Genomic DNA, 17987 nt, shown 5'->3' with positions numbered 1-17987 from the left:
TGTAAAACTATCCCTTAACGGGGATATTTCCAACTCCCATTTTTTATCTACAAAATTTTATTTTGGACGGATGTGAAATTGAATGAATAATTATGGATGAGGTTGAGATCAATGCAATACTTGCAGAGCTTGATGATTTAAGGAAGAGGTACGAGGAGCTAAAGGCTCTTCATGATGCCCAAAATAAGATTCAAAGCGATATAGAAAGTAGATTGCTTGATAGCGAAGCCCGTAATGCTGCACTGTTATCGGCCAACCCTGATATGATGTTTGTTTTCGATAAGCAAGGTTATTTTATTGACTACAATGGAGGGCTTAATGAGATGTATGCTCCTCCGGAATTCTTTGTGGGTAAGAGAGTAGATGAGGTATTACCAGCACCAATAGCATCGCTAACCCACGAAAAGATAAAGCAGCTTTTTGAAACCGGTAAAATGCAGGTTTACGACTACGACCTTGTTATTCAGGGTAAAACAATGTTTTTTGAAAGTCGCCTTGTTAAGTATGGCACTGATAAAGCATTAGCCGTAGTAAGAAATATTACCCAAAGGAAGAACTATGAAATTACCCTAAAGGAGAGTGAACTCCGGTATCAGGAACTATATGACCTTTTACGACTGCTTGCCGATACGGCTCCCGATATGATTTGGGCAAAGGATGCTCAAAAGCGATATATTTTTGCCAATAAGGCAATTTGTAATGAGTTGCTCAATGCCGCTGACACCAATGAACCAATTGGTAAAACCGATTTATTTTTTGCTCTTCGCGAAAGGGAGAAACATCCCGAGGATCCCAACTGGCATACTTTTGGGGAACTATGTATGGATTCCGATGAAATTACAATGCGCGAGCTGCGACCCATGCAGTTTGAGGAGTTTGGTAATGTTAAAGGGAAGTTCATGTTCCTTGATGTTCATAAGGCACCTATTTTCAGTAACGATGGAAAGTTAATGGGAGTTGTTGGTACGGCCCGTAACATTACTGAAAAGAAGGAGATGGAGGAAAAGCTAAAACTATCAGAACAAACATACAAAGGAATCCTAAACAGTATTTCGGAGGCGGTTTACATTCAGGATGAAAACGGAGTTTTTATAGATGTAAACGATACTGCCACCCGAATTTACGGTTACCCTCGTGAATACTTTATAGGCAGAACTCCTGAATTCCTGTCGGCGCCAGGGTATAATAACCTGGAGCAGGTTGCGCAGTGCGTGAAAAAGGCTTTCCATGGCGAACCTCAGGTTTTTGAATTCTGGGGGATACGACACGATGGAGCCTACTTCCCAAAGATTGTAAGCCTTACGCCAGGAGTATATTTTGGTAAAAAATGTGTAATTGCGGTGGCACGCGATATTACTGAACAAAAGAACTGGGAAAAAGAGATACTCGAGGCAAAGAGTAAAGCCGAGGAAAATGATAAGCTAAAATCGGCCTTTCTGGCCAATATGAGCCATGAAATTAGAACTCCATTGAACGGTATAATGGGGTTTGTGCAGCTTATGCGTAACCCGAATTTATCCAAGGAAGATTTAGAAAAGTACCTAAATGTAATTGAAAGAAGTGGGGAAAGACTCAATGAACTGTTAACCGGCCTCCTCGATATGGCTAGAATTGAGGCAGGGCAAGTCAAAGTATTTTACAAAAGGACCAATATTGCAAGCCTGGTACAGTACGTAACCGAATTTTTTACCCCCGATGCAAGGGTAAAAGGCATAGGAATAACCCATAAAATCAATATTCCTGAGCAGTTAGTTGAGATTGAAACCGATGGCTACCTGTTACAGGATATCTTTTTTAACCTGATTAAAAATGCCATAAAATATACAAATAAGGGAAACATAACCATTGGTTGTGAGTATTTTGATAGTTCACTACTATTTAAGGTAAGCGACACAGGTATTGGAGTACCACGGGATAAACAAAAAGTGATTTTTGAACGCTTTGTGCGAGCCAATAATGATTTGACTAATCCGGTTGATGGTGCTGGTTTAGGATTATCGATAGCAAAGGCTTACGTTGAAAGACTTGGTGGTAAAATTTGGTTGGAAAGCGAACCCGGTAGAGGCTCAACCTTCTACTTCACTATTCCCTTAAATCCAAATGTTAACTTCTAATTCATCAACTGACTAAATTTCGTCAACTGTTTTTTTCGATAAACAGCTCCCCTCTATAAATGTTTCCGCCTTACATTTTGATTATCTCAGCTGAATTTGTTAATCCATAGCAATTCGGATTAACTGTTCACTTTTTGCTATTCCTCTAACTTCCTCATATTCCGACTCATTCCGATTCATTCCGATTCATTCCGATTGATTCCGATTGATTCCGTCTCATTCCTCTAGAAATTAGCCCGCTTGAATTTTTAATTCATGGTATTCGGGTTAAATAGTTACCTTCCTTTTCCAGGAACAATTATTCAGTTATACCCCACTGGTTTAACATGTAGGCATATATAAAGGCCTGATCCTTGAGCTGAAGGTACCTACCTGATGATTGGCTATGGCCAAGCGACATATCAATCCAAAGCAAAATTTGGCTGTTACCGGTATTATTAGCCCGTAGCTTAGCCACCCACTTTACGGGCTCAAAGTATTGCACTTGATTGTCGTTGTAACCCGATGTAACAAGCATGTTAGGGTAGGGCATCTTTTTAATTTGGTCGTAGGGCGAGTACGATTTTATGTAGTAGTAGAAGGTAGAATCGTGAGGATTTCCCCACTCGTTGTATTCAACAGTAGTTAATGCTTGTGTTGAATCGAGCATCGATGTAAGCACATCAACAAAAGGCACCTCTGCAACCACCGCTTTGAACAGATCGGGGCGCATGTTTAATGCTGCTCCCACAAGTAATCCGCCGGCACTGCTACCATGAGCTATAAGTTTTGAAGCTGAAGTATAGCCATCAGCAATAAGCTTCTCGGCGCAAGCAACAAAATCGGTAAAAGAGTTTTTCTTGTTCAGGAGTTTGCCTTGGTTATACCAGTGTCGTCCCATCTCCTGCCCGCCTCGTACATGGGCAACTGCATATACTACACCCCTGTCAAGTAAGCTAATGAGATTTGGATCGAAGGTGGTGTTGATGGAGTAACCGTAAGCACCATAACCGTAAAGGAGCAAGGGTGTATTTGCGCTAAACCTGGTACCTTTCCTATATACCATTGATATTGGAATCGTTGTACTGTCCGGTGCAGTTGCCCAAATGCGCTTTGACTCATATTTAGTAGGATCAAAACCACCCAGAACTTCATTCTGCTTGAGCAGCCTTTTTTTACGGGTAGTCATGTTGTATTCGCATGTGGAACCGGGAGTGGTAAACGAGGTGTAGTAGTAATAAAAAAGATTGGTGTTAAACTCAGGGTTTACTGAGGGAAGAGCAGTGTAAACCTCCTCGCCAAAATCGATATAGTGCTGCTCCATATTCAGTAGGTTTATTACCCTTACCTTTAATAGCGCATCGCGGCGTTCGGTTGTTACTATGTGGTTTTTAAAGGCTTCCATGGTAAGAATTAGTACTGAGGAGTCGGCCGGGATTACCTCTTTCCAGTTCTTTAGTGTTGGGTTGGTAACTGGAGCCCTAAGCACCCTGAAATTGGGAGCGTTTAGGTTGGTTAAAAAGTAAAAATGACTACCTGAGTGGTCAACGCTATACTCAAGGTTCTGTTCTCGCCCCACTATCAATCTAAATTTATCTAGGGGCTTTTCGGCGTCCAGGTACCAGCACTCACTCGCAATACCATTGGATGTTGATATTATTACGAAGCTGTGCGATTTTGTGGTAAACACATGTGTCCTGAAAGTTTTGTCGGTTTCCTTAAAAACCGGAACATCATCGTAGGGTTGGAGTATATCGTGGCGGAAAATGGCTGATGGGCGCAGGGTACTATCCTTGAAGGCATAGAAAACAAATCGGCAATCCTTAGTCCAGGCAACCTCACCGGTTGTGTTTTCAATTTTATGCTCCAAAATCCGACTCGATGCCAAATCCTTGAAGTAAATGGTAAAAAGCCGTTTCCCCAGGGTATCAACCCCAAATGCCATGAAATGGTTATCGGGCGAGATATCAATGCTAGCAATCTGGCAGTAGCGATGGCCTGCAGCAACCTCATTCTCATCAAGTATTATTTCTTCAGGCGCATTCATGGAGCCCTTTCGCCTACAGTTAATGGGATACTCTTTGCCTTCCTCGTATCGAATATAGTAGTAGTAGCCATTCATGAAAACAGGAACAGTAATATCGTCGCCTCGTTTGCGTGAGCGCATTTCAGCAACCAACCTATCCTGCAGGTTCAGGGTAGGTTCCATTACTGCGTATGTGTAGGCATTCTCAGCCAGTAAATGGTCAATTACCTTTTGCGATTCACGATTCCGTAACCAGAAGTAAGGATCGATGCGTGTATCGCCAAACATAACCAAAAGCGTATCGTGTTGTTCGGCTAAAGGTGCGGTGGGTACTAAGGAACAGCCCGAAATTATGAGGGTAGCAAAAAAAAGAAAAGTATTTTTTAAGGCTCTTATCATCTACACCAAAATGAGTTTTAAACATCAAATTTATTACTTCCGTTGGTTTTTACCAAATTGCTGTTACTATAAATTGAATAGCGTGCATAATAAACGGCATGTGAACAAAGAAACGTTTTGTTTGTTAAATAGAAAATATTCGGGTAATGTGGCGATCGTTTTTTACAGTTCTTATTGTGGTGGGTCTGTTTGGTTGTAAGACAAACAGGCATACTTATAGTTACGACACCATTGATGTTGTTGACTTTAAGATGCTTGAGCCACAGCTCTCAAAATCAACCGATACGGTTTACGTAGTTAACTTTTGGGCTACTTGGTGTGCGCCATGCGTTAAGGAATTTCCATACTTTGATGAAGCCGCGAAAAAATACTCCGGTAGCAAGGTAAGATTCTTAATGGTTAGCCTCGATTTCCCTAATCAGCTTGAGAAGAGCTTAAAACCATTTGTAAAATCCAGAACTAATCGTTTACCAGTAGTTTTGCTCGATGATCCTAATCAGAATGAATGGATCAATAAGGTGAGCTCCGACTGGAGCGGTGCGCTTCCTGCAACCCTAATATATAAAGGCAGCTATAAAGTTTTTATTGAAGGGCCTATTGAATTAGCCGATATAACTTCAAATATTGATAGTTTACTTGTCAAACCTTAAAAACTAATGAATCTATGAAACGATTGTTTTTGATGCTAATGGCTACTTTTATGGTGGCCGGGCTATACGCTCAGGGTTTAAAAATTGGCGATAAGGCCCCTGACTTTCGCCTGAAGAATGTTGATGGCAAAATGGTTTCACTGGCCGATTACACTCAGGCCAAAGGTTTTATTGTAATCTTTTCGTGTAATCATTGCCCTTTTGTGAAAGCCTATGAGGATAGGATGATAGCCTTACACGAAAAGTATGCCTCTAAAGGGTTTCCTGTAATTGCCATCAACTCTAACGATCCTGAGGTTGTACCTGAAGACTCGTTCGATAAAATGGTTGAGCGGGCCCAGCAAAAGAAATTCCCATTTGTGTACCTCTTCGATGAGGGACAAAAGATTTACCCGCTTTACGGAGCAACCCGTACACCCCATGTTTACATTCTAAGTAAAAAAGCAAACGATTTGGTTGTTGAGTACATTGGTACAATTGACGATAACTATAAGGATGCCTCGGCCGTAAAGGAAAAGTACGTTGAAAATGCTGTTGATGCTCTACTTTCTGGTAAGAAACCTGCCGTTACAGAAACTAAAGCGGTGGGTTGCTCAATAAAAGTGAAAAAGTAGTTTATAGCTATATTATTGATTAAGCCGCTACTGAGCTAGCGGCTTTTTTGTTAGCTTTGCCTAAATAATCAGCTATGGATGGATTAAGGGTAGTTCCAACTGCCGATGGTAGTTCCACGCTCTACAGCGAAAGGTTTAAGGCAACCTACCATTCCGTAAACGGTGCGCTAACGGAATCGATGCATGTATTCATAAAATCAGGGTTTAAGGCCATTTTACAAAATAAAAAAAACGTTGATGTGCTTGAGATTGGAATGGGTACCTGCTTAAATGCAGCTCTTACAGGATGGGTAGCACAAAAGTATGGTGTAAGGGTACATTACACTGGTATAGAACTTTTCCCTCCTACGGTTGAAGTGCTAAACTCCACGGGTTACCATGCTGTTTTAGAGCCAGAATGCGCAGAGCTTTGGGAAAAGATTGTTGCTGCATCAGCCAGTGAGCCTGTTCCAGTATCTACCTGGTTTACAGTTTCAAAGTTGTATGTTGATTTCATAGGTTGGAATCCTAACCATATGTACGATTTAGTTTACTTTGATGCCTTTGCTCCTGACGATCAGCCCGAGATGTGGAGTATTGAAAATTTCAATAAACTATTCAATGCTTTAAAACCTAACGGCGTTTTGGTTACCTATTCAGCTAAAGGACTGGTAAAGCAAAATTTACGGCAGGCAGGCTTTTACGTTGAAAGGTTGGCTGGGCCTCCCGGTAAACGTCACATGATTAGGGCATGGAAAAATGCGCCAAAGTAATTTACCCAAAAAAAGCTAACGTTTTTTTTGATATTGGAAAAGTATAGTATCTTCGCAAAGAAAATTACGTTCGTATAACTAACTTAAATCAATCATATTATGAAGTTAAAAGGTTTACTTGTAGCTGCTTTAGCAATACCTGTAGTAATCTCGTGCCAAAATTCAAATAGCAAAATTGGCAAGGTTATTCTAAAATCAGAAACCGATAGCTTGAGCTATGCATTAGGTGTAAATATTGCCTCAAGTTTTAAGAACGCTAAGCTTGATGAAATTAACTATAAGGCAATTGCCAGAGCAATCCAGGATGTTTACAGCAAAGATTCCTCAAAGATAAAGATGAATGATGAGGAAGCTCTTAAATACATTCAGGATTTCTTAAACCGTCGCGAAATGCGAATTGCTCAGGAGAACCTTGACGCAAGCAACAAGTTCCTTGATGAGAATAAGACCAAGGAGGGCGTAGTTGTTGACTCATCAGGTTTACAGTACAAAATTATTCAGGAAGGTACCGGACCTATGCCTACCGCTGAGGATATTGTAAAGGTTCACTACAAGGGCACCCTTATTGATGGCACCCAGTTTGATTCGTCGTACGATAGGGGAGAACCCGCTCAGTTTAAGCTCAATCAGGTTATTCCTGGCTGGACTATTGGTTTGCAAAAGATGAAGGTTGGCTCTAAATTTATTCTTTACATCCCTAGCAATTTAGCTTATGGTGAGAGAGTTCGCCCGGGCAGCCCAATTGGTCCTAACCAAGCCCTGATTTTTGAGGTTGAACTGCTCGACATTGTAAAGGAAAACGCCCAGAATAAGAAATAGATTTACCAAATATCAATCAAACTAAACCGGGTTGAACTTTCACCCGGTTTTTTAATCGGATTACAAATGGAAATTCAGGGAAAACTAATTAAGAAACTCGACCAACAAACCGGACAGGGAAAAAATGGGGCTTGGGTTAAACAGGAATTCATTATTGAAACGCAAGAGCAATACCCCCGAAAGGTTTGCATATCGCTCTGGGGCGATAAGGTTAAAGACCTTGAGACAATTCAGTTAGGCGACTCAGTAAAGGTTTCAATTAACATTGAGTCGCGTGAATTTAATGGGCGTTGGTACACCGATGTTCGGGCTTGGCGAATTGAGCCAGTGAGCAAGGGTGCTACACCCGAACAAGTTCCGGAACTCCCTCCGTTCAATGATAATCTTTATCCACCTATGGAGGGAGGAAGTGACGATGGTTTACCTTTTTAGCTGTAATTTTGCCTTTAGTAAACTATTAACAAAAAATACTTGAATATGGAAGGTATGGAGGAACAAGTAATTCGCAAGTATCTTTTTCTCGAGGACCTTGAATCGTGGCTCCTAAACCAAGGTATTAACGAAACTTTTGCACAGTTTTTCAAGGTGGCAATATCGCTTGCAACCATATTTATACTTGCATTAATTGCCGATTTTATTGCAAAGCGTATTTTTTTGACCACCATGGCCCGTGTAGCCAGACGAACCAAAACCGAATGGGATGATGTTCTGGTTGAAAAACGATTCTTTCACCGTTTAGCTCACTTTGCTCCTGCCATTGTGGTGTACTTGACCCTTGGTATAGCCCTGTACGACTATTCTCCCAAGGTTACACTGTTTTTACAGGCACTTACAAAAATCTACATGATTTTTATTGCCATTAGTGTATTTAATGCTTTTCTCGACACAGTTAACGAAATATACCAGGAATTACCATACGCCAAGAATAGACCAATTAAAGGATACCTGCAGGTTCTAAAAATTATTATTTATGTTTTTGCAGGTATTTTGGTAATTGGAATAATAATCAATAAAAATCCGGGGTCGATTCTGGTAGGTTTAGGAGCCTCAACCGCCGTTTTAATGTTGGTATTCAAGGATGTAATAACCGGTTTGGTTGCATCAATTCAGCTATCGGCTAATGAGATGCTAAAACTTGGCGATTGGATTGAGATGCCCGGAAGAAACCTCGATGGAACTGTAGTTGATATTAGCCTTACCACGGTAAAGGTTCAAAACTTTGACAATACCATTACTACAGTTCCGCCCTTTGCGCTAATCAACGAGAGCTTTAAGAACTGGCGTGGTATGGAGGAGTCGGCTGGCCGTAGGGTAATGAAATCAATTATAATTGACTCTAAAACCGTTAAGTTCTGCGATAAGGAACTCATAAAGAAACTGTCGAATATAAACCTGATTGTCAGTAAGGTTAAGGACATTGATGTTGACAAGCTGCATGAAACCGACCCCATTCAGCTGATGAATGCCGGAGCGCAAACCAACCTGAACCTTTTCAGGCAATATGTTCAGGAATACCTAAACCATCACCCTGAGGTTAATAAACACCTAACCCTTGTTGTTAGGCTGAAACAGCCTGTTGAGTATGGCATTCCCATGGAGATATACTGCTTCCTCAAGGAAAAACGATTTGTTCAGTATGAAATTATACAATCGGAAATTCTTGACCATATCATGGCTGCGCTTCCTGTTTTTGATTTAAAGGTTTTTCAGCGAATGTCGAGCGATGATATTAGAGCAATTGCTAAAGGTAACTAATTAGCTTCCAGAAGCGGAATCCAACCATTGGGTTTCGCTTCTGTTTCAATAATTATTTGGAATAATTGCCGTTGAATATTTTCTTAGTAAATTAGAGATTTAAAAGTAAGCTATGAGCGAACACGAAAAATTTATGGACGAGGCCATAAGGTTAGCCGTTGATGGCGTAATGGCTGGCGATGGAGGCCCTTTTGGCGCTATTGTGGTTAAGGATGGAAAAATTGTAGGACGTGGCAATAACCATGTTACATCAACAAACGACCCAACCGCTCACGCTGAGGTAATGGCCATACGCGATGCATGTAAGAACCTGAATACCTTTCAGCTAAACGGTTGCGTTCTCTATACCTCATGTGAGCCTTGCCCCATGTGCTTTGGGGCCATTTACTGGGCTCGTCTCGATAAGGTTTACTATTCAGCTAACCGCCATATGGCATCGTACCACGGTTTCGACGATAGCTTTATTTACGATGAGGTAAACCTATCGTTCGACCGCAGGCGTATCCCATTCATTCATGTTAGCCCGGAAAAGGGCGTTGTACCTTTTAGGGAGTGGGATAAAAAGGAAAACAAGGTAAAGTATTAATTGGTTGTTCCACAATTTTGCCTTTATTAGCATTCTTTGACTAAAAACATTGATATTCAAATAATTGTTGTAAGTAACTATGGTTAAATCAAAGAATGTAGCACTGGTACTTGGGAGTGGTGGCGCACGGGGTTTAGCCCATATTGGGGTGATTGAGGAGTTAACCCGAAGGGGTTACAGTATTACATCAATCTCAGGCTCATCAATGGGGGCACTTGTGGGAGGCTTGCTGGCTGCCAACAGGCTTGATGATTACAAAAACTGGATACTTAAACTCGATAAAATTGATATCCTAACGCTAATCGATTTTACATTCTCATCAAAAGGTATTGTTAAAGGGCAAAAGGTTTTTGAAAAGATGCAGGAACTCAATATGATTCCTGATGTAAAAATAGAGGATTTGCCCCTACCATACACTGCAGTTGCAGTCGACATTTTAAGTAATCAACTTATTGTTTTTAATTCTGGCAAGCTCCAAACCGCCATTCGCGCATCCATTTCCATCCCAAGCGTTTTCACACCATTGCCATACAATGGTACATTACTTGTTGATGGTGGAGTGCTTTCGCCATTGCCCCTGGAGTATGTTAGGCGAACTAAAAACGATTTACTGGTGGCTGTTGATTTGAATGCCATTATCCCTTACGATTTGGCGGTGCCAACCAATAAGCAATCCAAAAATAGCTGGGTTAAGGATAACCCTAAAATTGAGCAACTTGTTGCCAAGTGGGATAAATTTTTTGGACACAATGCGCCAACTAAGGAAAGCGAGGTAAAAGCTAAGCAATCGCCAAAAAGTATTGGCTACTTCGATTTAGCCATGCGTTCGGTGCAGCTCATGCAGTCGCAGTTAACCCAGTATGCAATAAAGGTAACCCCGCCCGATGTGCTAGTTTCCATATCAAAAAATTCGGCTACTGTTTTTGAATTTTACAAAGCTGCCGAGCTGATTGAGTACGGACGCTTACAATGCGCAAAGGTGCTGGACGAAAAGGGGTTATAGGGTTCGCTGCCTAACGGCTTCAAACAGAACAATGCCAGTAGCCACCGAGACATTTAGCGACTCAATTTTACCCTTTAATGGTATACGAACAATTTCATGCGATAGCCTTAGCACCTCGGGGTGTATGCCCGTATCCTCTGCACCCATAACAATAGCTATTGGCCCGGTAAGGTTAGCTTCATAGAGCAACTTTTCGCCCCTTTCGCTTGCCGAAACAATCCTATACCCATAATCGCGTAGCTGATAGCTTAGCATTTTTAGGCTACCTACCCTACAAATAGGAATGTTGTAAAGTGCGCCAGCCGAGGTTTTTATGGCATCGCCGCCAATATTGGCTGCTCCTTTGGCTGGAACAATAATAGCATCAACGCCTGCGCATTCAGCAGTTCGAACAATTGCACCAAAATTGCGTACATCGGTAATGCGGTCGAGTATAAGTAGGAATGGCGAGTTGGTTTTTTCCTGTAGTTGAGGTAAAATATCTTCAACCCTATAAACCTCAATTGGTGAGGTAAAAGCAATAACCCCCTGATGATTTTTATCCTTATACCTAGTAAAAGCCTCGTTGGGTAGATACTGAAAGGGAATGTTATTATGCTTTAGCAATCCCATAAGCTCTGATGCTAGGTTGCCGGTAAGCCCTTGGCGTACTATCACTTTGCTAATTTTTGCTCCAGCATTAAGTGCCTCCAAAACGGCTCTTATGCCAAATATTAGGTTCTCCGAGTTTTCCATTGTTAGTTTGTGTTGTTTCGTTTTGTTTTTAGTTCTTCAACTTGAGCAAGTAGATTTTCCCACTGCTCCATTTTTCCCATAAGTTCAGTCTTATGGCTTTCGTATTTTTTGAAAAAATCCTTATCGGATAGGTCAATGCCATGGGCTGTAGGATTCGATAGTTTAGTATCGGTTTCGGCAATAGTGCTTTCCAGCATTCCGATTTCCTTTTCCAGCTTCTCAACCTGCGACTCCAGCTTGCGGATTTGCCAGTCGAGTTCTTTGCGTTCCTCCCACTGTATTTTTTGTTCGGAGTTTGCGCTGGTTGAGTTTTTTGCTTTTTGCTCAACCTGTTTACGTTCCAATTCCTTTAGGTTTTGCAATTTTTTGCGCTGCAAAAAATCGTATATACCGCCAAGGTGTTCTTTTACCTTACCATCGGTAAACTCATAAATTTTATCTACCAGCCCGTTTAGGAAATCGCGGTCATGCGAAACAAGGATTAAGGTTCCATTAAATGCCTGAAGGGCATTTTTCAGAACATCCTTCGATCGCATATCGAGGTGGTTGGTGGGCTCGTCGAGCACAAGCAGGTTGTAGGGTTGAAGCATTAGCTTTGCCATGGCGAGCCGGTTTCGTTCACCTCCGGATAGTACGCTAACCCGTTTATCAACATCCTCGCCACGGAAGAGGAATGCGCCAAGTATATCGCGCATACGGGTGCGAATATCTCCTACAGCAACGTGGTCAATGGTTTCAAGTACGGTGAGGCTTCCATCGAGCAGCTCATCCTGATTTTGGGCAAAGTAACCTATAGTTACATTATGACCAATTTTGAGGTGTCCATCGTAAGGGAGTTCACCAACAATTATGCGGCTCATGGTCGTTTTCCCTTCGCCATTACGGCCAACAAAGGCCACCTTTTGGCCGCGTTCAATGGTAAAATGGACATCGGAAAAAACATGCTTGTTTCCAAAGCTTTTCGAAACCTCCTTGGCCTCAATAACCACATCGCCTGAGCGGGGTGCTTCGGGGAAACGAATATTCAGGGTAGCACTATCTTCTTCATCAACCTCAATAATATCCATCCGTTCAAGCATCTTAATACGCGATTGCACCTGAACAGCCTTGGTGGCCTTGTAGCGGAACCTGTCGATAAACTCCTGGGTATCCTCAATGAGCTTTTGTTGGTTGCGGTAGGCGGCCATTTGCTGTTCGCGCCGTTCACGGCGCAACTCCACGTATTGCGAGTAGGGTACACGGTAATCGTAAACATTGCCAAGCGAGATTTCAATGGTTCGATGGGTAACATTATCCAGAAATGCACGGTCGTGCGAAATAAGCAGTAGCGCACCCTGAAAGTCTTTAAGGTAATCCTCCAACCACTGTATCGATTCAATATCCAAATGATTGGTTGGCTCGTCGAGCAGCAGAACCTGTGGGTTCTGAAGTAATATTTTGGCCAGTTCAATACGCATGCGCCATCCCCCGCTAAACTCAGTGGTTTGACGGCTAAAATCGGCTCGTTTAAAACCTAAGCCCAAAAGGGTTTGCTCTGCCCGTGCATCGGCGCTATCGCCTTCAAGTATGGCATAGCGGTCGTTTAATTCGGTGAGCTTATTGATAAGCTCAAGGTACTCCTTGCTTTCGTAATCGGTGCGGTGGGAAATTTGCTCCGAGATGTGGTTAATGTCATTTTTTATATTAATAGTTTCGGCGAAAGCCTTGCGGGTTTCCTCTATTACGGTTTTTCCCGAGGCCAGCTTCATTTGTTGGGGCAAATACCCTAACCTAATATCACTGGGTAATGAGATATTTCCCTTTGTGGGTTGTAGTTCGCCTGCAATTAGCCTTAGCAATGTGGTTTTACCTGCTCCATTCTTTCCAACAAGCCCAACATGCTCATTATCGTTTAGCTGAAAGCTTATCCCCTTAAATAGGTCGAACCCACCAAAGCTAAGCGTAAGATTATTAACCGAAATCATTGTAAAACAGCAATAAAATTGCTGCAAAGGTAATACATTAAAATGGTTAATAATACATTTACTCTATATCAACCGATTTGGGTTTTGGCGTAGGTAGCTTATAGTTGTAAAAAATACCAACAGTGTAGGTTCGGAGTGGGTTGTTTGTATTCAGCTTATCCTGTATTTGGAAAAACAGGTCTATACTCGACCGCTTAGAGAAAGGGTATTCCAAACCGGTTCTGATTCTGACTCTTGAAAATTCATGGTTACGGTCGGGTGAAATATCGTAGTAAATTTCGGCCTGCACAAAGGGTTCAAACTTTGTTCGCCTTATGTTGTATGTTATTTTGATACCTTCGCGGAGTTCACGGCGTGTTTCAATGGAGTAGCCATAACCGTAACGGTTTATTAGCCTATGAAAGTAGTAAATGCGATTGGTCAGTTTAAAACGACCCAACTCAAGCGATGAGTTTATACCTGCTCCCAACCGTTGACCATTAAAGTATTCACCCGGATCATCGTAAAACCTGTAATACCTGTATGAAATAGTAGGCTGCAGGAGTTTGTGGACACGAAGTTGAGCCTCGGCTTCAAGAATAAGATCATCAATTCTCTTTTCGTCGGTTAGCCTTAGCTCAGGGGAGAACGTAATACGAAATGCTTTTGAAAAGGGAAGCTGGAGTTCAGCACCGCTCCATAATGTGTGAGCAACCTGCGAGCTAGCATTTGTGACTATTAGTAAAGTAAATGCAAAAATCAATGACAGTTTATTCCGTATCATCAATTCAAAATTTTTCAAAAATAACTTTTTTCGGTTTAATAAGTTGATTTTGCTTGCCGTGAATTGTAAAAACTATTAAGTATGTACCCTTTGAAAGGTTTTGTGGGTGCCAGGTTAGCTTTGGGTTATCATCTTTTTTCATGAAATGCTCCAGCACGGTAATTCCTTGAGGGTTTACTATTGAAATAGTGTAGTCGTAGGCTGGTTGGTACGATAGGGTAATTGTAACAGATTCAGTAAATGGGTTAGGGTAAGCAATAATTTCAGGTAACACCATATCAATCCGTTTGGATGTGTACACATTACTTTTTCCGGGTGTAGGGCTAAGCAGTGCTTGAGGCAAACCGACAGCATTGGGGTAGTAGCCAAAACTTTCATTTTTGGCTATTTTGCCAAACTGGTAACCATCAATTAGCTTGTACCCATCGGTTTTAGATGTAAAAAGTCCAATTTCTTCGCCTTGGCTACTGAGGCGGAAAGGTAAGTGATTATTGCCTTTTTCGGGTTCACCATCGGCCCAAAGAAGCAGAAACTCGCCAGGGTTAATAGTGATGCTGGGTAGAGCCCATTTCCCGGGTTTACCCAAGCTATCGCTAATGCTCATACCCTGTAGCGATATGGGATTTTTGCCGTAGTTGTACAGCTCAATCCAGTCGGAGTAGTTGCCATACTCATTGGGATAGGTGGATTGGTTGGATGTCATCACCTCGTTAATGCAAATGGGTATTGCAATTTGATTGAATTTTATTGAATACTCACCGTTGAGTGGCTCGCGGGTTGTTTTACCGCTCTTATCGGTGCATTCAAGGTAAAAGCTGATAGCTTTAACAGGTTTATCCCATGGCCCAATTGTAGCTTTGTAGTGGTTTCGGTTGGTGTTCTGCATATCGATACTTTGCCAATTCCCTTCCCCGGCCTTAAAGTGTAGTTTAAGGGATGCCTTTCCTTCGTCATCAACATCGGCAAAAACTGTAACTGGAGTTTTGTAACCGTAAGCCAACCAGCTAACATTGGAAACAATTGGCGGAATATCATCGACACTAAACTGTGAGTTTGCGTATTGTATGCGCTTGGTTACGTAAGGGATTAAACCATACTTAACGTGCCCGCCAAGTGAATTGAAGTAGGAGCTATAGAAATCGGAACTACTCCATCCGTAATCGAGCGGTCGGTAAGGATCAATAGTGGCGTAAGCTTCAATTTTTGATCGTAGAGCAATAGCCTTGGACTGAATGGAATTAGTTGAAAATGCTCCGTTTATTAGCTGCTTTAGGTAAAAGTAGTAGCGCTTGCGGTAAACATCAACTGCAAGTATGTTTTTTGTTAAAGGTCGCGCCTGGCTGCTTACCCATGTGGTAACGTTGCGTGTTGCCCAGTCAATATTGAACCAGTCAATTCCAAATGTGTTATCGGTATCGTAGGGTATGAACTCAAAGCGTCCGGTGGCTGTATTTCTGTAGAGGTAAAAGTTGTTCTTGTTGTATGAGTATCCATCCCAGTTGCCCGTTAACGCCTCAACTGCTAAGTATTTCAGGAAATTATTAATATCAAATATTGGCTCAAGTTTAGCTGGCAAATCCGATATGGATGTGCGGTTAATAATATCAATAAGTTGTGCAAGGTCGGAATAGTTGTCCTGTTCGGTATTGGTTTTTAGATCATATACACGGTATCCGTTTTGAACAAATTTATAGGCATTAGGGTCACTGCTCCTGTATGTTAAATCGGCCGGATATAGACATTTATAAAGATTTCCATCATTGTTGCCAAACCGTGCTTTCACAAAATTCTCATCTATATGTTCAACGTTGATGTATAGCCCGTAATACTGATTGTTAATGTAAAGCCTAACATGGTTTGCCCGTGGAGCGGGTAAGCCTATTTCACCCATTAAATCCCAAACTAACTTGGAGCGAACAATCGATGGGTCGTTATGTTCACCGTTTAGGTTCAATTTTTCAATACCCTTCAACTTTTTTCCGGGTTCAAAGGCATTAAACGATACCTTGAACGATTTCTTTTGGGCGTAGCGCGAAGTATTACCCCTTAACCTGAAACCAGCATTCTCCAATACGGCCGTAAATTTCGATGAAGTGAAGCTGAAAGTGGCAGGGTATTCAGTATTACTCTCTTCATTTCCAGCCTGCAGTATGCTTTGTAAGTATGTAGGATTAATTGTGATATCGATACGTGCAACCTCGCTATCATCGAACAGCGGATTGTTCTCAACTACTCCTTGTCCGTACCCAGCCAGTACTAAAAGTGGTAACCCTAATAGGAAAAAAAATCTTTTAAACACTGCAATTAACAATTTCATAAGATAGCAAAGGTATTATTAACGGCAGATTTATGAAGAATTTCAAACAGATTTAAGGTAAAAGCCATGCAATCGATTGCTGAACTTTACATTAAGTATTTTGCAAATGTTTAGAATGATTCCAAATTGCATTTACGGCTGAATTGTATACTAAAGAAAATTATTTTTGTGGTTGATTTCAAACGTTTTCCGTAGATGTCTTCAAAACCCAATGTTATTGAGCATTTAGGACGTGTTGAGGCAATAACTGCAACCGATATTCGGGTAACAATAATCAGCCAGTCCGCTTGCGCCAGCTGTCATGCTAAAGGGGCCTGTTCTGCAGCCGATGTTGCCGAGAAACAGGTAGTAGTATCAAAACCATACCATAATTACACCGTAGGCGAAACCGTTAAGGTTACCATGCAGCAATCGCTTGGTTTCAAGGCTTTATTTTTGGGATACATCCTTCCGTTAATCGTTCTTGTTGTTTCCCTTTTTGTGTTCAATGCCTTGGGGTTTAGCGAGTCAGTATCCGGTTTGCTCTCGTTGGCTGTTCTTGTACCCTACTACCTTATGCTTTACTTATTTAGGAGAAGTATTGAGAAACAGTTTCATTTTGATATTGAGAAATTATAAGTAAAACCAACCTAATCTATGAATTCTATCATTATTACAGCAGTTTTAGTTCTTAGCCTTTTAGGTGTGGCGCTTGCCATAGTGTTATACCTTGTGGCTCAGAAATTTAAGGTAATTGAGGATCCGCGTATCGATTTGGTTGAGGCCGTACTGCCCGGGGCTAACTGTGGCGGGTGTGGATATCCCGGTTGCCGGGGCTTTGCCGAGGCATTCGTTAAAACCGACGATATTGGTTCGATGTTTTGCCCTGTAGGTGGTAACGATACCATGGCTAAGGCTGCCGAGGTTCTTGGCCAGACCGCCGAGGCAAAGGATCCCATGATTGCCGTTGTACGCTGCTCGGGTAGCCCAGAGCACCGGAAACGCCTTGTGGAGTACGATGGCGCATCATCGTGTAAGCTGGCCACCGCCCTATATAGTGGCGATACAGGTTGCCAGTATGGTTGCCTTGGCTTAGGCGATTGCGTAGCCGTTTGTAAGTTCGATGCCATTTATATCGATCCGGTAACCCTTTTACCCGTGGTTGATGAGGAGAAGTGTACCGCTTGCGGTGCTTGCGTTAAGGCGTGTCCAAAGTTCATCATTGAGCTTCGCAAAAAGGGGCCTAAGGGTAAGCGCATCTTTGTATCGTGTATTAACAAGGATAAGGGTGGCCCAGCCCGTAAGGCTTGCCAGGTGGCATGCATTGGCTGTGGAAAGTGTGTTAAGGTTTGCCCCCACGATGCCATCACCCTTGAAAATAACCTTGCCTATATCGATTACAACAAGTGTAAGCTTTGCCGTAAGTGCGTGGAGGAGTGCCCTACTGGTGCAATCCTTGAAATAAACTTCCCACCACGTAAGCAAAAGGTCGAAGGGCAAGCTGAGAATGTAGAAAATAATTAATTGTAACA

General features: G+C 42.0%; 16 protein-coding genes. 11 read left to right on the top strand and 5 right to left on the bottom strand.

Going from position 1 to position 17987, the window contains the following annotated elements; translation table 11 throughout:
* Positions 1-92: 92 nt before the first annotated feature.
* Positions 93-2114, top strand: a complete 2022-nt coding sequence (locus tag WHS63_RS11060; protein WP_445205160.1) for a PAS domain S-box protein — start codon at positions 93-95, stop codon at positions 2112-2114.
* Positions 2115-2412: 298 nt separating this feature from the next.
* Here WHS63_RS11060 and WHS63_RS11055 read toward each other — a convergent pair whose 3' ends face one another.
* Entirely contained in the window at positions 2413-4518 is a 2106-nt protein-coding gene (locus WHS63_RS11055) for a S9 family peptidase (protein ID WP_445205159.1), read from the bottom strand.
* Positions 4519-4664: 146 nt separating this feature from the next.
* Between WHS63_RS11055 and WHS63_RS11050 the strand changes: the two genes are divergently transcribed.
* From WHS63_RS11050 to WHS63_RS11015, 8 genes are all read left to right on the top strand, one after another.
* Positions 4665-5168, top strand: a complete 504-nt coding sequence (locus tag WHS63_RS11050; protein ID WP_445205158.1) for a TlpA family protein disulfide reductase — start codon at positions 4665-4667, stop codon at positions 5166-5168.
* A 14-nt stretch (positions 5169-5182) separates the two neighbouring features.
* Complete coding sequence (locus tag WHS63_RS11045) at positions 5183-5782, top strand: thioredoxin family protein (protein WP_445205157.1); 600 nt, start codon at positions 5183-5185, stop codon at positions 5780-5782.
* 74 nt (positions 5783-5856) lie between these two features.
* Positions 5857-6534 (top strand): tRNA (5-methylaminomethyl-2-thiouridine)(34)-methyltransferase MnmD, encoded by a 678-nt coding sequence (gene mnmD / locus WHS63_RS11040; protein WP_445205156.1) that lies wholly within the window; start codon positions 5857-5859, stop codon positions 6532-6534.
* Positions 6535-6633: 99 nt separating this feature from the next.
* On the top strand, positions 6634-7353 hold the full coding sequence (locus tag WHS63_RS11035) for an FKBP-type peptidyl-prolyl cis-trans isomerase (RefSeq protein ID WP_445205155.1): 720 nt from the start codon (positions 6634-6636) through the stop codon (positions 7351-7353).
* Between the two features lie 66 nt (positions 7354-7419).
* The gene (locus tag WHS63_RS11030) at positions 7420-7785 is read left to right on the top strand and encodes a DUF3127 domain-containing protein (RefSeq protein WP_445205154.1); all 366 of its coding nucleotides are present in this window, start codon (positions 7420-7422) and stop codon (positions 7783-7785) included.
* A gap of 45 nt (positions 7786-7830) precedes the next feature.
* On the top strand, positions 7831-9108 hold the full coding sequence (locus WHS63_RS11025) for a mechanosensitive ion channel family protein (protein ID WP_445205153.1): 1278 nt from the start codon (positions 7831-7833) through the stop codon (positions 9106-9108).
* Positions 9109-9220: 112 nt separating this feature from the next.
* Positions 9221-9694: a nucleoside deaminase gene (locus WHS63_RS11020; RefSeq protein WP_445205152.1), complete on the top strand. Its 474-nt coding sequence runs from the start codon at positions 9221-9223 to the stop codon at positions 9692-9694.
* 79 nt (positions 9695-9773) lie between these two features.
* Positions 9774-10697, top strand: a complete 924-nt coding sequence (locus WHS63_RS11015) for a patatin-like phospholipase family protein (RefSeq protein ID WP_445205151.1) — start codon at positions 9774-9776, stop codon at positions 10695-10697.
* Here WHS63_RS11015 and rlmB read toward each other — a convergent pair.
* The 4 genes from rlmB to WHS63_RS10995 are packed head-to-tail and all read right to left on the bottom strand — an operon-like array spanning position 10692 to position 16476.
* Entirely contained in the window at positions 10692-11432 is a 741-nt protein-coding gene (gene rlmB, locus WHS63_RS11010) for a 23S rRNA (guanosine(2251)-2'-O)-methyltransferase RlmB (protein ID WP_445205150.1), read from the bottom strand. The genes WHS63_RS11015 and rlmB overlap by 6 nt on opposite strands.
* Positions 11433-11434: 2 nt before the next feature.
* Positions 11435-13396, bottom strand: a complete 1962-nt coding sequence (locus WHS63_RS11005) for an ATP-binding cassette domain-containing protein (protein WP_445205149.1) — start codon at positions 13394-13396, stop codon at positions 11435-11437.
* Positions 13397-13454: 58 nt separating this feature from the next.
* Positions 13455-14159 carry a DUF2490 domain-containing protein gene (locus WHS63_RS11000; RefSeq protein ID WP_445205148.1) on the bottom strand — a complete coding sequence of 235 codons (705 nt, stop codon included), beginning with the start codon at positions 14157-14159 and terminating at the stop codon, positions 13455-13457.
* 4 nt (positions 14160-14163) lie between these two features.
* Positions 14164-16476 carry a CotH kinase family protein gene (locus tag WHS63_RS10995; protein ID WP_445205147.1) on the bottom strand — a complete coding sequence of 771 codons (2313 nt, stop codon included), beginning with the start codon at positions 16474-16476 and terminating at the stop codon, positions 14164-14166.
* Between the two features lie 195 nt (positions 16477-16671).
* Between WHS63_RS10995 and WHS63_RS10990 the strand changes: the two genes are divergently transcribed.
* Together WHS63_RS10990 and WHS63_RS10985 are read left to right on the top strand one after the other, a co-directional pair.
* A complete protein-coding gene (locus WHS63_RS10990; protein WP_445205146.1) occupies positions 16672-17094 on the top strand; it encodes a SoxR reducing system RseC family protein in 423 nt (140 codons plus the stop codon).
* Between the two features lie 18 nt (positions 17095-17112).
* Positions 17113-17979: a Fe-S cluster domain-containing protein gene (locus tag WHS63_RS10985; RefSeq protein ID WP_445205145.1), complete on the top strand. Its 867-nt coding sequence runs from the start codon at positions 17113-17115 to the stop codon at positions 17977-17979.
* The last annotated feature ends 8 nt before the right edge of the window (positions 17980-17987 follow it).

The sequence above is a fragment of the Tenuifilum sp. genome (assembly GCF_037481895.1).
GTDB classification, from domain to species: Bacteria; Bacteroidota; Bacteroidia; order Bacteroidales; family Tenuifilaceae; genus Tenuifilum; species Tenuifilum osseticum.
This window is presented reverse-complemented; position numbering and strand designations above follow the sequence as displayed.

Bases quoted from the DNA above. Each gene is read 5' to 3' on its own strand.
- WHS63_RS11055 (WP_445205159.1), bottom strand. From the start codon at position 4,518: ATGATAAGAGCCTTAAAAAATACTTTTCTTTTTTTTGCTACCCTCATA.
- WHS63_RS11045 (WP_445205157.1), top strand. From the start codon at position 5,183: ATGAAACGATTGTTTTTGATGCTAATGGCTACTTTTATGGTGGCCGGG.
- mnmD (WP_445205156.1), top strand. From the start codon at position 5,857: ATGGATGGATTAAGGGTAGTTCCAACTGCCGATGGTAGTTCCACGCTC.
- WHS63_RS11005 (WP_445205149.1), bottom strand. From the start codon at position 13,396: ATGATTTCGGTTAATAATCTTACGCTTAGCTTTGGTGGGTTCGACCTA.
- WHS63_RS11060 (WP_445205160.1), top strand. From the start codon at position 93: ATGGATGAGGTTGAGATCAATGCAATACTTGCAGAGCTTGATGATTTA.
- WHS63_RS10985 (WP_445205145.1), top strand. From the start codon at position 17,113: ATGAATTCTATCATTATTACAGCAGTTTTAGTTCTTAGCCTTTTAGGT.
- WHS63_RS11025 (WP_445205153.1), top strand. From the start codon at position 7,831: ATGGAAGGTATGGAGGAACAAGTAATTCGCAAGTATCTTTTTCTCGAG.
- WHS63_RS11015 (WP_445205151.1), top strand. From the start codon at position 9,774: ATGGTTAAATCAAAGAATGTAGCACTGGTACTTGGGAGTGGTGGCGCA.
- WHS63_RS11000 (WP_445205148.1), bottom strand. From the start codon at position 14,159: ATGATACGGAATAAACTGTCATTGATTTTTGCATTTACTTTACTAATA.
- WHS63_RS11030 (WP_445205154.1), top strand. From the start codon at position 7,420: ATGGAAATTCAGGGAAAACTAATTAAGAAACTCGACCAACAAACCGGA.
- WHS63_RS11050 (WP_445205158.1), top strand. From the start codon at position 4,665: ATGTGGCGATCGTTTTTTACAGTTCTTATTGTGGTGGGTCTGTTTGGT.
- WHS63_RS11035 (WP_445205155.1), top strand. From the start codon at position 6,634: ATGAAGTTAAAAGGTTTACTTGTAGCTGCTTTAGCAATACCTGTAGTA.
- WHS63_RS10990 (WP_445205146.1), top strand. From the start codon at position 16,672: ATGTCTTCAAAACCCAATGTTATTGAGCATTTAGGACGTGTTGAGGCA.
- rlmB (WP_445205150.1), bottom strand. From the start codon at position 11,432: ATGGAAAACTCGGAGAACCTAATATTTGGCATAAGAGCCGTTTTGGAG.
- WHS63_RS10995 (WP_445205147.1), bottom strand. From the start codon at position 16,476: ATGAAATTGTTAATTGCAGTGTTTAAAAGATTTTTTTTCCTATTAGGG.
- WHS63_RS11020 (WP_445205152.1), top strand. From the start codon at position 9,221: ATGAGCGAACACGAAAAATTTATGGACGAGGCCATAAGGTTAGCCGTT.